The sequence below is a fragment of the Actinopolymorpha singaporensis genome (assembly GCF_900104745.1).
Taxonomy (GTDB): Bacteria; Actinomycetota; Actinomycetes; order Propionibacteriales; family Actinopolymorphaceae; genus Actinopolymorpha; species Actinopolymorpha singaporensis.
In genome coordinates, this window is sequence record NZ_LT629732.1 from 2,972,200 (window position 1) to 2,983,905 (window position 11,706).

Consider the following 11,706-nt stretch of genomic DNA (forward strand, 5'->3'; position numbering starts at 1 on the left):
CGGGAAGGAGGAACACCGCATGTCCCGCATCGGCAAGCTCCCCATCCCGGTGCCCTCGGGCGTCGACGTGTCGATCGATGGCCAGACGGTAACCGTGAAGGGGCCCAAGGGAACCCTGGCGCACACCGTCTCGGCACCCATCACGGTCGTCCAGGAGGAAGGGCAGCTCGAGGTCAGGCGCCCTGACGACGACCGCAGGAGCAAGGAGCTCCACGGGCTCAGCCGCACGCTGGTCTCCAACATGATCATCGGTGTGACGCAGGGCTACGAGCGCAAGCTGGAGATCGTCGGCGTCGGCTACCGCGTCGTGCCGAAGGGCCCGACCCAGTTGGAGCTCTCGCTCGGTTACAGCCACTCCATCACGTTCGACGCCCCCGAAGGGGTGTCGTTCGCCGTGGAGACGGCCACCAAGTTCTCGGTCTCCGGGATCAACAAGCAGCAGGTCGGTGAGGTCGCCGCCAACATCCGCAAGCTGCGCAAGCCGGAGCCGTACAAGGGCAAGGGCATTCGTTACGCCGGCGAGCAGATTCGGCGCAAGGTCGGAAAGGCGGGTAAGTAAGCTATGGCCGCCAGTCTCAGCAGCCACAGGACCGCCAACGCCAAGACGCGCGCGCGACTGCGCCGCCAGATGCGGGTGCGGAAGAAGATCTTCGGCACGCCCGAGCGCCCCCGCCTGGTGGTCACCCGGTCCGCTCGCCACATGGTGGCGCAGGTCGTGGACGACACCGCGGGCCACACGCTGGCGTCCGCCTCCACGCTGGAGGCCGACCTGCGTGCCTCGGACGGCGACAAGACCGCGCGGGCCCGTCAGGTCGGTGCTCTGGTCGCCGACCGGGCGAAGTCCGCCGGTGTGACCGCCGTGGTGTTCGACCGCGCCGGCAACCGGTACCAGGGGCGCGTCGCCGCGCTCGCGGACGGGGCCCGCGAAGCCGGGCTCGAGTTCTGACGTTCGACCAGGAGAAGAGAGGTAACCATGGCTGGACCCCAGCAGCGCCGCGGTAGCGGCACTGGTGACCGCCGGGACCGCCGGGACGAACGTCGGGGCGGTTCGGCGGCGGAGAAGACCGCCTACATCGAGCGCGTCGTCTCGATCAACCGCGTCGCCAAGGTCGTGAAGGGTGGCCGGCGCTTCAGCTTCACCGCGCTGGTCGTCGTCGGCGACGGTGACGGCACGGTGGGCGTTGGCTACGGCAAGGCGAAGGAAGTGCCCTCCGCGATCGCCAAGGGCGTAGAGGAGGCCAAGAAGCACTTCTTCAAGGTCCCCCGTATCCAGGGCACCATCCCGCACCCCGTGCAGGGCGAGAAGGCGGCCGGTGTCGTCCTCCTCCGCCCGGCTTCGCCCGGTACCGGTGTGATCGCCGGTGGACCGGTGCGTGCCGTGCTGGAGTGCGCGGGCATCCACGACATCCTGTCCAAGTCCCTCGGCTCCTCCAACGCGATCAACATCGTCCACGCGACGGTGGAGGCGCTGCGGCTGCTCGAGGCGCCGGAGAAGGTCGCGGCGCGCCGCGGCCTGCCGGTCGAGGACGTCGCTCCGGCCGCGTTGCTGCGGGCCCGGGCGGAGGTGAGCGCGTGATGGCGCAGCTCAAGGTCCGCCAGGTCCGATCGACGATCGGCCGCAAGCAGAATCAGCGGGACACCCTCCGGTCGCTCGGGCTCAAGCGCCTGAACGACGTGGTGGTCAAGGAGGACCGTCCCGAGATCCGGGGCATGATCGCGACGGTTTCCCACCTCGTCGCGGTCGAGGAGGTCGACTGACGATGGCTAGCCAGGCCAGGAACAACACCGCGGAGCGGGAGGGCGCGGGCGGCACTCCGCTGCGCGTCCACCACCTGCGGCCGGCGCCGGGCGCCAAGACCGCCCGCACCCGCGTGGGTCGCGGTGAGGGAAGCAAGGGCAAGACGGCCGGGCGCGGCACCAAGGGCAGCAAGGCCCGCGGCAGCGTCCCCGCGATGTTCGAGGGCGGTCAGATGCCCCTGCACATGCGGATGCCGAAGCTGAAGGGCTTCAAGAACCCCTTCCGCACCGAGTACCAAGTGGTCAACCTGGACAAGATCAGCGCGCTCTACCCCGACGGCGGCAACGTCACCGTCGAGGCGCTGATCGCCCACGGAGCGGTCCGGCCGGACCGCCCGGTCAAGGTCCTCGGTGACGGCGAGGCGTCGGCGGCGTTCGAGGTGACCGCGCACAAGTTCTCCCAGAGTGCGCGGGACAAGATCACCGCGGCGGGTGGAACGGTCACCGAGCTGTAGAAGTCGTCGCACGCGCGACAAAGTGGGGCGCCGCCGGCGGTAAGGTTCCATGGGACCCCGCCGGGGCGCCCCGCGCGGCGTCGTCGGCCCCAGCGGGCTGTATTGTCCGAGGGAACGTCAGGGCTCCGGGGCGGCGTCGCGTCGGTTCCCAGTGGTGTCCACCGATCACGAGGATCCGCCGCCAGGCGGTACGCAGGAGGACTGGGTGCTCACCGCGTTCGTCAACGCGTTCAAGACGCCGGACCTGCGCAAGAAGCTGCTTTTCACGCTCTTCATCATCGCGTTGTTCCGGGTCGGTTCGGTGCTACCCACGCCAGGGGTGGACGCCGCGGCCGTACGCCGTTGCCTGAATCCCGCACTTTCGGGTGGCGGCAACAACATCTACGGGATGCTCAACCTCTTCTCCGGCGGCGCGCTGCTGCAGCTGTCGGTCTTCGCGCTCACGATCATGCCGTACATCACGGCGAGCATCATCATCCAGCTGCTCACGGTCGTGATCCCGCGCCTGGAGACCCTCAAGAAGGAGGGGCACTCCGGCACACAGAAGATCACGCAGTACACCCGGTATCTCACCATCGGCCTGGCCATCCTGCAGTCGACCACCATCGTGGCGCTGGCGCGGTCGGGCCGGATGTTCCAGGGCTGCAACGAGACGATCATCCCGAACGACAGCATCCTCACCCTGGTGACGATGGTGCTGACGATGACCGCCGGCACCGGCGTGATCATGTGGTTCGGCGAGCTGATCACCGACCGCGGCGTCGGTAACGGGATGTCGGTGCTGATCTTCGTGTCGATCGCCGCGGGCTTCCCGACCGCGCTGTGGGGCATCCGCCAGCAGAAGGGCTGGGTCACCTTCCTCGCGGTGATCGCGATCGGCCTCGTCATCATGGGGGCGGTCATCTACGTCGAGCAGGCCCAGCGCCGGATTCCGGTGCAGTACGCCAAGCGGATGCTCGGCCGGCGTGCCTACGGCGGCAGTTCGACGTACATCCCGCTCAAGGTCAACCAGGCCGGCGTGATCCCGGTGATCTTCGCCTCCAGCCTGCTCTACGTGCCGGTGCTCGCCGCACAGTTCAATCCGAACGCCCCGTGGGCGCAGTGGATCACCACCAACATCTCCCGGGGCGACCATCCGGTCTACATGCTCGGCTTCTTCTTGTTGATCGTCGCGTTCACGTACTTCTACGTGGGCATCACGTTCAACCCGACGGAAGTCGCCGACAACATGAAGAAGCACGGTGGCTTCATCCCGGGCATCCGCGCCGGCAAGCCCACCGAGGACTACCTGCAGTACGTGCTCTCGCGCATCACCGCACCGGGCTCCCTCTACCTGGGCGTGCTCGCACTGATCCCGCTGATCGCGTTCGCGCTCATCGGGGCCAACCAGAACTTCCCGTTCGGCGGCACGTCCATCCTGATCGTGGTCGGGGTGGGTCTCGACACGGTGAAGCAGATCGAGAGCCAGCTCCAGCAGCGGCACTACGAAGGGTTCCTGCGTTGACGCGCCTGCTCATCATGGGTCCACCCGGAGCGGGCAAGGGCACCCAGGCCAAGAAGATCGCCGAACGACTGAGCATCCCGGCCATCTCGACCGGCGACATCCTCCGGCAGAACGTCGAGGACCGCACGCTCCTCGGCCGGGAGGCGGCTCGCTACCTCGACGCCGGTGAGCTCGTCCCCGACGAGATCATCAACGGCATGGTGCGGGCCCGGCTGGACGAACCGGACACCGACCACGGCTTCCTGCTCGACGGCTACCCGCGCACCCTCGCCCAGGTGGGGACGCTGGACGACATCCTCGCCGACGAGGGCGTGTCCCTGGAGCGCGTGCTGGTGCTCACCGTCGACCCCGACGAGCTGGTCAAGCGGGTGCTCAACCGCGCCCAGGAGAGCGGCCGCAGCGACGACACCGAGGACGTCATCCGGCGCCGGCTGGAGGTCTACTCCGAGCAGACCGAGCCGCTGCTCGACGTGTACGACGGCCGCGGGCTCCTGGTGCCGGTGAACGGCATGGGCGAGGTCAACGAGGTGACCGAACGGGTGCTGTCCGCGCTCGCGAAGTAGGCGGGGCGACAGGAGGCACCGTGTTCTCAGACCGCAGACTGCACCTGAAGAAGCCGGCCGAGATCTCGCTCATGCGGGCCGCCGGGCTGGTGGTCGGGCAGACCCTGGAGGCGTTGCGCGCGGCGGTGGCGCCGGGTGTCACCACCGCCGACCTGGACGCACTGGCCGAGGAGCGGATCCGGGCCAGCGGGGCGGTCCCGTCGTTCCTCGGCTACCACGGCTACCCGGCCTCGATCTGCACCTCGGTCAACGACGAGGTGGTGCACGGGATCCCGGGCGGCCGGACCCTGCGTGAGGGTGACCTCATCTCCATCGACTGCGGCGCGATCGTGGACGGCTGGCACGGCGACGCGGCGATCACCGTCCCCGTGGGAGAGGTCGAGCCGCGGCTGCTCGAACTCGCCCGGGTCTGCGAGGAGGCGCTGTGGCGGGGGCTGGCCGCGGTGCGCACCGGTGGCCGGCTCAGCGACGTCTCCGCCGCGGTGGAGGCTCACGTACGCGGCCAGGGCGACTACGGCATCGTCGAGGACTACGTGGGCCACGGGATCGGCACCCAGATGCACATGCCGCCCAACGTCCCCAACCTCGGCAAGCCCGGCAAGGGCCCGCGGCTGCAGCCGGGGTTGACGATCGCGGTGGAGCCGATGATCACCCTGGGCTCCCAGGACACCGACGTCCTCGAGGACGACTGGACGGTGGTCACCCGCGACGGCGGCACGGCGGCGCACGTGGAGCACACGGTGGCGCTGACCGAGTCCGGGCCGTGGGTGCTCACCGCGCTGGACGGGGGAGCGGCGAAGTTCGCCGAACTCGGCATCTCCGTCGGCGGGCAGGGCCACCAGCCCGTCGGGTAGGGCGCACAGACAGGACGCGGGGACGTACCTGCTCCCTGGGTACGCGACACCACCCCGTTTGGGTACTACCGCCGACCCCGGGTAGGGCGGACCCCACCCCTGTCCAGGAGGTTTCCTCCCGCTTCCCCTCGGGGGTCATCCCGGATGCGGTTCCGGGTGCGGCCGGGGCACACTGTCCACGTGCCATATGGACCGGACATGCGCGCCTCCGACGGCGATCGGGAGAAGATCGCCTCCCGGCTTCGTGACGCGCACGCGGAGGGACGGCTGTCCCTCGGGGAGTTCCAGGATCGCCTGGACGCGCTCTACTCCGCGCAGACCTACGGCGAGCTCGAGCCGCTGGTACGCGATCTGCCGGTGAGCCGCACGCCGCACACGCAGGCGGTCGTCCCGGACCGTCCCGCGCCCGCCCACCCCACCCGCCCCGCCCGCCGGGACAAGGCACTCGCGGTCATGTGGACCATCTGGGCGGCGGCCGTGGCCGTCAACCTGGTCGTCTGGATCCTGGTCAGCATCACCAACGGGCATCTGGAGTACTTCTGGCCGATCTGGGTGGCCGGCCCGTGGGGGGCGATCCTGGCCACGATCACGGCGGGCCGCCGGTACGTCCGGGACTGATCGAGGCTCCTTCGGCCAGGAACCCGCCAGGCTCCGGCTAGGATCGGGGGCAGCCGTCGAGTCCCGGCCGGATCGACCCGGTTCGGGGGCATTTCACAGGATGGCGAGGCCCGACCGAGCGGCGGGTCGGTGCCGGTTTCGCATCCTGCCCACCTGTGACGTAAACTCTGACGTCGGTCTTTCCCTGCCCAGCGGCTGGTCGATCGTGCGTGGGCGGGCACAGATGCGGGTGGGCAGTGACCAAGACGTACGCCCGCGACGTTCACACAAGCCAGGCGAAGTGCGGAGGACATGCCGAAAAAGGAAGGTGTCATCGAGATCGAGGGCACGGTGGTCGAGGCGCTCCCCAACGCGATGTTTCGCGTGGAGCTCCAGAACGGCCACAAGGTCCTCGCGCACATCAGCGGCAAGATGCGGCAGCACTACATCCGGATCCTCCCCGAGGACCGCGTGGTGGTGGAGCTCTCACCCTACGACCTGACTCGTGGGCGGATCGTCTACCGCTACCGCTAGCAACAGCGGGGGTGCCGCCCCCGTGGAGCCGACATTCCCGTACGCGGGGCCAGCCCGCCGAGTGGACTGATGGGAGCAGTGCTCCCGTCCGGAGAAGAAGTCATGAAGGTCCAGCCCAGCGTCAAGAAGATCTGTGACAAGTGCAAGGTGATCCGGCGGCACGGCCGGGTCATGGTGATCTGCGAGAACCCGCGGCACAAGCAGCGCCAGGGCTGAGCCTGGCGCGGTTCGCCAGCGGGTGCGGCTCACCACACCCAACCCAAGCGTGACCGCTCATCGGTGCACCCGCACCGGTGTCACCCCCGGTCGGAGGCCGGGGCCCGGTCGGAACGCCCGAGTCGAAACGGCTCGGCGGTCCAGGGCAGACCGGGACGCGGCACGTGAGCTAGACCTCCGCCAACCGAAAGGAAACCTGCCCCACATGGCACGACTCGTCGGTGTCGACCTTCCGCGCGACAAGCGCATCGAGGTGGCACTCACCTACATCTTCGGCATCGGTCGCACCCGCGCCCTGGAGACGCTGGACGGCACCGGGGTCAACCCCGACCTCCGCGTCCACCAGCTGGGCGACGAGGAGCTCGTGAAGCTCCGCGACTGGATCGAGGCGAACTACCGGACCGAGGGTGACCTCCGTCGTGAGGTCTCCGCCGACATCCGGCGCAAGATCGAGATCGGTTGCTACGAGGGCGTGCGGCACCGCCGCGGTCTCCCCGTACACGGTCAGCGCACGCGCACCAACGCGCGCACCCGTAAGGGCCCCAAGAAGACCGTCGCCGGGAAGAAGAAGCCGGGCCGCAAGTAGGCCGCCGGCTCCACCCAGCCCGCAACGTCAACCGATTCCGGGACTTGATCCCCACCTCGATTTCAGGAGTTTGCCGAGCTCATGCCTCCCAAGAGCAGGACCGCCGGCGCCGCCAAGAAGGTGCGCCGCAAGGAGAAGAAGAACGTCGCCTTCGGGCACGCGCACGTCAAGAGCACGTTCAACAACACGATCGTGACCGTCACCGACCCCAACGGTTCGGTGATCGCCTGGGCCAGCGCCGGCACCGTGGGCTTCAAGGGCTCGCGCAAGTCGACGCCGTTCGCCGCCCAGATGGCCGCCGAGGCGGCCGCCCGCCGGGCGATGGAACACGGCATGAAGAAGGTCGACGTCTACGTCCGCGGGCCGGGTTCGGGCCGCGAGACGGCGATCCGCTCCCTCACGGCCACCGGCCTCGAGGTGGGCACCATTCAGGACGTCACCCCCGTGCCCCACAACGGATGCCGCCCGCCGAAGCGGCGTCGCGTCTGACCCGAGCTGCGCGTACCACGAAGGAGTAGGTCTCAACCATGGCCCGTTACACCGGACCGATGAGCAAGAAGTCGCGCCGACTCGGAACCGACCTCGTCGGCGGCGACAAGGCGTTCGAGCGCCGTCCGTACCCGCCCGGCCAGCACGGCCGCGGGCGCCCCAAGGAGAGCGAGTACCTCCTGCAGCTGCGGGAGAAGCAGAAGGCCCGCTACTCCTACGGCATCCTGGAGAAGCAGTTCAGCCGTTACTACGCGGAGGCCCACCGGCGTCCGGGCAAGACCGGCGACAACCTGCTGCAGCTCCTGGAGTGCCGGCTCGACAACGTGATCTACCGCGCCGGCATCGCCCGCACGCGGCGCCATGCCCGGCAGCTGGTCGTTCACGGCCACTTCCAGGTCAACGGCCAGAAGGTCAACGTGCCGAGCTACCAGGTCAGTGCACACGACGTGATCGACGTACGGCAGAAGTCGCGGGAGTCGACGCCGTTCGTGATCGCCCGCGAAACCCACGGCGAACGACCCGTTCCCGGCTGGCTGGAGGTTCTCCCCGGCAGCCTTCGGGTCCTCGTCCACCAGCTCCCGGTCCGGTCCCAGATCGACATCCCGGTCCAGGAGCAGCTGATCGTCGAGTACTACTCGAAGGTCTGATCCAACCCCCGGGGGCCCACGCGCCCCCGGGGCACCACCATTCGCGACGTCATATGGCGGATGTCGCGGAAAGGAACGAACCATGCTCATCGCACAGCGCCCGTCCCTGACCGAGGAAGTCGTCGACGAACACCGTTCGCGGTTCGTCCTCGAGCCGCTCGAGCCGGGCTTCGGCTACACGCTCGGCAACTCCCTGCGGCGCACGCTGCTGTCGTCGATCCCCGGCGCGGCGGTCACCAGCGTCAAGATCGACGGCGTCCTGCACGAGTTCTCCACCATCCCCGGGGTGAAGGAGGACGTGACCGAGGTCGTCCTCAACCTCAAGGAGCTCGTCGTCTCCAGCGAGCACGACGAGCCGGTGACGATGTACCTCCGCAAGCAGGGCCCCGGTGACGTCACCGCGGCCGACATCGCGCCGCCGGCCGGTGTCGAGGTGCACAACCCGCAGCTGCAGATCGCCACTCTCAACGGCAAGGGCAAGCTGGAGATGGAGCTGGTCGTCGAGCGCGGCCGCGGCTACGTCTCCGCCGTCCAGAACAAGAGGGCGGACGCCGAGATCGGCCGGATCCCGGTCGACTCGATCTACTCGCCGGTCCTCAAGGTCACCTACAAGGTGGAGGCGACCCGCGTCGAGCAGCGCACCGACTTCGACCGGCTGATCGTCGACGTCGAGACCAAGCCGAGCATGCGGCCGCGCGACGCGGTGGCCAGCGCCGGCAAGACCCTGGTCGAGCTGTTCGGTCTGGCCCGGGAGCTGAACGTCGACGCGGAGGGCATCGACATCGGCCCGTCGCCGGTGGACGCCCAGCTCGCCGCCGACCTGGCGCTTCCGGTCGAGGACCTCAACCTCACCGTCCGGTCGTACAACTGCCTCAAGCGCGAGGGCATCCACACCGTCGGTGAGCTGATCTCGCGCAGCGAGCAGGACCTGCTGGACATCCGCAACTTCGGCGCCAAGTCCATCGACGAGGTGAAGCAGAAGCTGGTCGGCATGGGCCTGTCCCTCAAGGACAGCGCGCCCGGGTTCGACCCGACGGCGGCGGTCGACTCCTTCGACGAGGAGGAAGAGAGCTACGCCGAGACCGAGCAGTACTGAGGCTCGAGGGCCCTGGCGTACTGCGCGGTCGCAAGCAGTTTGTGACCCCACCCATCCGCGGGCGGGACCTCCGGGTACTCGCCCGCACTGACACCGGTACCTGATCCGGCCGGTGCAGGAAGGAGAACCTGTTCGATGCCTACTCCCACCAAGGGCGCCCGTCTGGGCGGCAGCCCCGCGCACGAGCGGCTGATGCTGGCCAATCTCGCGACGTCGCTGTTCCGCCACGGCCGCATCACCACGACGGAGACCAAGGCCCGTCGGCTGCGCCCGTTCGCGGAGCGGCTGGTCACCAAGGCCAAGCGAGGTGACCTGCACGCGCGTCGGCAGGTGCACTCGGTGATCCGCGACAAGCAGGTCGTGCACACGCTGTTCGCCGAGATCGGCCCGGGCTTCGAAAGCCGCCCGGGTGGCTACACCCGCATCACCAAGCTCGGCCCCCGCAAGGGCGACAACGCCCCGATGGCGGTGATCGAGCTGGTCGAGAGCGGCCCGATCACCACGTCGACGCCGAGCGGCGGTAACCGGGCCGCCGCAACGCCGGCTCCGGCCGCGGCCCCCACCGAGGAAGAGACCACGACCGAGGCGCAGGCCCCGGCGCAGGACACCTCGGCGGAGACCCCGGCGCAGGACTCGGCCGACTCCAGCGGTGCCGAGCAGGCCGGTGAGGGCGACCAGGACGGTAAGTCCTGACGGCCGACCGTCCACCCGCGCACGACGAGCCCGCTGTGCCTCCTACCCAGGAGGCCGGCGGGCTCGCGTGCCTTCCGGGTGAGCAGGCCGCCGCGGATGTGCAGGGCGAGCAGGGCGAGCAGGACGTACGCCTGCGGCTGGACGTGGCCTACGACGGCACCGACTTCGCCGGCTGGGCCGCGCAGCCGGGGCAGCGGACCGTGCAGGGTGAGCTGGAGGAGGCGCTGGTCCGGGTACTGCGCCTGCCCGGCCCAGCCGCGGTCACCTGCGCGGGGCGCACCGACGCCGGAGTGCACGCCCGCGGCCAGGTGTGCCACGTCGACGTACCTTCCGCGTCGCTCGCGGCCGCGTCGGGGCGCTCCACGCGCAGCCCCGAGGTCGCACTGACCACCCGGCTGCTCGGGGCGCTCCCGCCCGACGTCCGCGTCCGGGACGTGCGGGTGGCACCGCCCGGCTTCGACGCGCGCTTCTCCGCCCTGTGGCGGCGCTACGCCTACCGGGTGTGCGCCGACCCGGCGGCGGAGGACCCCCTGCGCCGGCACGAGGTGCTCCAGCACCATCGCCGGCCGCTGGACCTGGCGCTCATGAACGCCGCCGCCGAACGCCTGCTCGGCGAGCACGACTTCGCGGCGTTCTGCCGGCGACGGGAGGGCGCCACCACGATCCGGCGACTGCTGGAGCTCCGGTGGGACCGCGACCCGTCCGGGCTGCTGGTGTGCCGGGTGGTGGCGGACGCGTTCTGCCACTCGATGGTCCGGGCGCTGGTGGGTGCCCTGCTGCGGGTGGGCGAGGGCGGCCGTCCGGTCGAGTGGCCGGGGCAGGTGCTGGCCGGACGCGTCCGCGACTCCGGCGTGCACGTCGTACCCGCCCGTGGTCTGACGCTGGAGGAGGTCGGCTACCCGCCGGCCGAGGAACTCGCCGCCAGGGCCGAGCAGGCCCGCCGAAGGAGGACACCGGCACCGTGAGCGACCACTACTTCGCCGCCACACCGGAGTCGAAGGCCACGCCCCGGACGGTGACCTTCTCGGCGTACGGACAGGCCTACACGCTGGGGTCCTCGACCGGCGTCTTCTCCGGTGACCGGCTCGACCTCGGCACCTCGGTGTTGATGCGGGAGGTGCCGCTCCCCGCGCGGCCGGGCACGTTCCTCGACCTCGGCTGCGGCTGGGGGCCGATCGCTGCCGTCCTGGCGACCCAGGTGCCCGGCAGCACCGTCTGGGCGGTGGACGTCAACACCCGCGCCCTGGACCTGACCCGCGACAACGCCGCCCGGCTCGGGGTGGCCGAGCGGGTCCGGGTGGCCGCGCCGGACGACGTGCCCGGCGACGTGCGGTTCGACCAGATCTGGTCCAACCCGCCGATCCGGATCGGCAAGCCTGCCCTGCACGCGCTGCTCGAACGCTGGCTGCCCCGGCTCGCCCCTGATGGTGTGGCCTGGCTGGTGGTGGGCCGCAACCTCGGCGCCGACTCGCTGCAGCGGTGGCTGGCCGAGCAGGGTTGGCGGTGTGAGCGGCACGCGAGTGCCAAGGGTTTCCGCGTGCTCGCCGTACGACCGCCCGCCTGACGGCCCGCCCGGCCGCCCGCCTGACCGCCCGCCTGTCGGCTGCCTGACGGACAGCGGGAACGAACCCGGCGAACTCCGGCATCCGCGGCCCTTGCGCGGACCGAGGCGGAA

The 11,706-nt window shown here is 70.0% G+C and carries 18 protein-coding genes; all 18 read left to right on the plus strand.

Features of this window, described 5'->3' with window-relative positions:
* Positions 1–19 precede the first annotated feature (19 nt).
* On the plus strand, positions 20–559 hold the full coding sequence (gene rplF / locus BLU27_RS13545; protein ID WP_092653829.1) for a 50S ribosomal protein L6: 540 nt from the start codon (positions 20–22) through the stop codon (positions 557–559).
* A gap of 3 nt (positions 560–562) precedes the next feature.
* Complete coding sequence (gene rplR / locus BLU27_RS13550; RefSeq protein WP_092653831.1) at positions 563–946, plus strand: 50S ribosomal protein L18; 384 nt, start codon at positions 563–565, stop codon at positions 944–946.
* A gap of 27 nt (positions 947–973) precedes the next feature.
* Positions 974–1,576 (plus strand): 30S ribosomal protein S5, encoded by a 603-nt coding sequence (gene rpsE, locus BLU27_RS13555; RefSeq protein WP_092653833.1) that lies wholly within the window; start codon positions 974–976, stop codon positions 1,574–1,576.
* On the plus strand, positions 1,576–1,758 hold the full coding sequence (gene rpmD, locus BLU27_RS13560) for a 50S ribosomal protein L30 (protein ID WP_092653835.1): 183 nt from the start codon (positions 1,576–1,578) through the stop codon (positions 1,756–1,758). Before rpsE ends, rpmD begins: the two co-directional genes overlap by 1 nt.
* 2 nt (positions 1,759–1,760) lie before the next feature.
* Positions 1,761–2,252: a 50S ribosomal protein L15 gene (rplO, locus tag BLU27_RS13565; protein ID WP_092653837.1), complete on the plus strand. Its 492-nt coding sequence runs from the start codon at positions 1,761–1,763 to the stop codon at positions 2,250–2,252.
* A 205-nt stretch (positions 2,253–2,457) separates the two neighbouring features.
* A complete protein-coding gene (secY, locus tag BLU27_RS13570) occupies positions 2,458–3,756 on the plus strand; it encodes a preprotein translocase subunit SecY (protein ID WP_092657654.1) in 1,299 nt (432 codons plus the stop codon).
* A complete protein-coding gene (locus tag BLU27_RS13575; protein ID WP_092653838.1) occupies positions 3,753–4,319 on the plus strand; it encodes an adenylate kinase in 567 nt (188 codons plus the stop codon). The genes secY and BLU27_RS13575 overlap by 4 nt, the downstream gene beginning before the upstream one ends.
* 20 nt (positions 4,320–4,339) lie before the next feature.
* Entirely contained in the window at positions 4,340–5,173 is an 834-nt protein-coding gene (map, locus tag BLU27_RS13580; protein WP_092653840.1) for a type I methionyl aminopeptidase, read from the plus strand.
* A 180-nt stretch (positions 5,174–5,353) separates the two neighbouring features.
* Positions 5,354–5,791 carry a DUF1707 SHOCT-like domain-containing protein gene (locus BLU27_RS13585; protein WP_241827952.1) on the plus strand — a complete coding sequence of 146 codons (438 nt, stop codon included), beginning with the start codon at positions 5,354–5,356 and terminating at the stop codon, positions 5,789–5,791.
* Positions 5,792–6,082: 291 nt separating this feature from the next.
* Entirely contained in the window at positions 6,083–6,304 is a 222-nt protein-coding gene (gene infA, locus BLU27_RS13590) for a translation initiation factor IF-1 (RefSeq protein ID WP_092653844.1), read from the plus strand.
* A 102-nt stretch (positions 6,305–6,406) separates the two neighbouring features.
* Positions 6,407–6,520 (plus strand): 50S ribosomal protein L36, encoded by a 114-nt coding sequence (rpmJ, locus tag BLU27_RS13595; RefSeq protein WP_020575560.1) that lies wholly within the window; start codon positions 6,407–6,409, stop codon positions 6,518–6,520.
* Positions 6,521–6,725: 205 nt separating this feature from the next.
* On the plus strand, positions 6,726–7,106 hold the full coding sequence (rpsM, locus tag BLU27_RS13600; protein WP_092653846.1) for a 30S ribosomal protein S13: 381 nt from the start codon (positions 6,726–6,728) through the stop codon (positions 7,104–7,106).
* Between the two features lie 81 nt (positions 7,107–7,187).
* A complete protein-coding gene (rpsK, locus tag BLU27_RS13605; RefSeq protein WP_092653848.1) occupies positions 7,188–7,595 on the plus strand; it encodes a 30S ribosomal protein S11 in 408 nt (135 codons plus the stop codon).
* A gap of 38 nt (positions 7,596–7,633) precedes the next feature.
* The gene (gene rpsD / locus BLU27_RS13610; RefSeq protein WP_092653850.1) at positions 7,634–8,242 is read left to right on the plus strand and encodes a 30S ribosomal protein S4; all 609 of its coding nucleotides are present in this window, start codon (positions 7,634–7,636) and stop codon (positions 8,240–8,242) included.
* Positions 8,243–8,324: 82 nt separating this feature from the next.
* The gene (locus tag BLU27_RS13615; RefSeq protein ID WP_092653852.1) at positions 8,325–9,338 is read left to right on the plus strand and encodes a DNA-directed RNA polymerase subunit alpha; all 1,014 of its coding nucleotides are present in this window, start codon (positions 8,325–8,327) and stop codon (positions 9,336–9,338) included.
* A 135-nt stretch (positions 9,339–9,473) separates the two neighbouring features.
* On the plus strand, positions 9,474–10,031 hold the full coding sequence (gene rplQ, locus BLU27_RS13620) for a 50S ribosomal protein L17 (RefSeq protein ID WP_092653854.1): 558 nt from the start codon (positions 9,474–9,476) through the stop codon (positions 10,029–10,031).
* Between the two features lie 98 nt (positions 10,032–10,129).
* Positions 10,130–10,996 (plus strand): tRNA pseudouridine(38-40) synthase TruA, encoded by an 867-nt coding sequence (gene truA / locus BLU27_RS13625; protein WP_092657656.1) that lies wholly within the window; start codon positions 10,130–10,132, stop codon positions 10,994–10,996.
* Positions 10,993–11,595, plus strand: a complete 603-nt coding sequence (locus tag BLU27_RS13630; RefSeq protein WP_092653856.1) for a class I SAM-dependent methyltransferase — start codon at positions 10,993–10,995, stop codon at positions 11,593–11,595. The genes truA and BLU27_RS13630 overlap by 4 nt, the downstream gene beginning before the upstream one ends.
* Positions 11,596–11,706: the final 111 nt, after the last annotated feature.

Excerpts from the sequence above, each read along its gene's own strand:
- rplF (WP_092653829.1), top strand. The coding sequence starts at position 20 with ATGTCCCGCATCGGCAAGCTCCCCATCCCGGTGCCCTCGGGCGTCGAC.
- rplR (WP_092653831.1), top strand. The coding sequence starts at position 563 with ATGGCCGCCAGTCTCAGCAGCCACAGGACCGCCAACGCCAAGACGCGC.
- rpsE (WP_092653833.1), top strand. The coding sequence starts at position 974 with ATGGCTGGACCCCAGCAGCGCCGCGGTAGCGGCACTGGTGACCGCCGG.
- rpmD (WP_092653835.1), top strand. The coding sequence starts at position 1,576 with ATGGCGCAGCTCAAGGTCCGCCAGGTCCGATCGACGATCGGCCGCAAG.
- rplO (WP_092653837.1), top strand. The coding sequence starts at position 1,761 with ATGGCTAGCCAGGCCAGGAACAACACCGCGGAGCGGGAGGGCGCGGGC.
- infA (WP_092653844.1), top strand. The coding sequence starts at position 6,083 with ATGCCGAAAAAGGAAGGTGTCATCGAGATCGAGGGCACGGTGGTCGAG.
- rpmJ (WP_020575560.1), top strand. The coding sequence starts at position 6,407 with ATGAAGGTCCAGCCCAGCGTCAAGAAGATCTGTGACAAGTGCAAGGTG.
- rpsM (WP_092653846.1), top strand. The coding sequence starts at position 6,726 with ATGGCACGACTCGTCGGTGTCGACCTTCCGCGCGACAAGCGCATCGAG.
- rpsK (WP_092653848.1), top strand. The coding sequence starts at position 7,188 with ATGCCTCCCAAGAGCAGGACCGCCGGCGCCGCCAAGAAGGTGCGCCGC.
- rpsD (WP_092653850.1), top strand. The coding sequence starts at position 7,634 with ATGGCCCGTTACACCGGACCGATGAGCAAGAAGTCGCGCCGACTCGGA.
- BLU27_RS13615 (WP_092653852.1), top strand. The coding sequence starts at position 8,325 with ATGCTCATCGCACAGCGCCCGTCCCTGACCGAGGAAGTCGTCGACGAA.
- rplQ (WP_092653854.1), top strand. The coding sequence starts at position 9,474 with ATGCCTACTCCCACCAAGGGCGCCCGTCTGGGCGGCAGCCCCGCGCAC.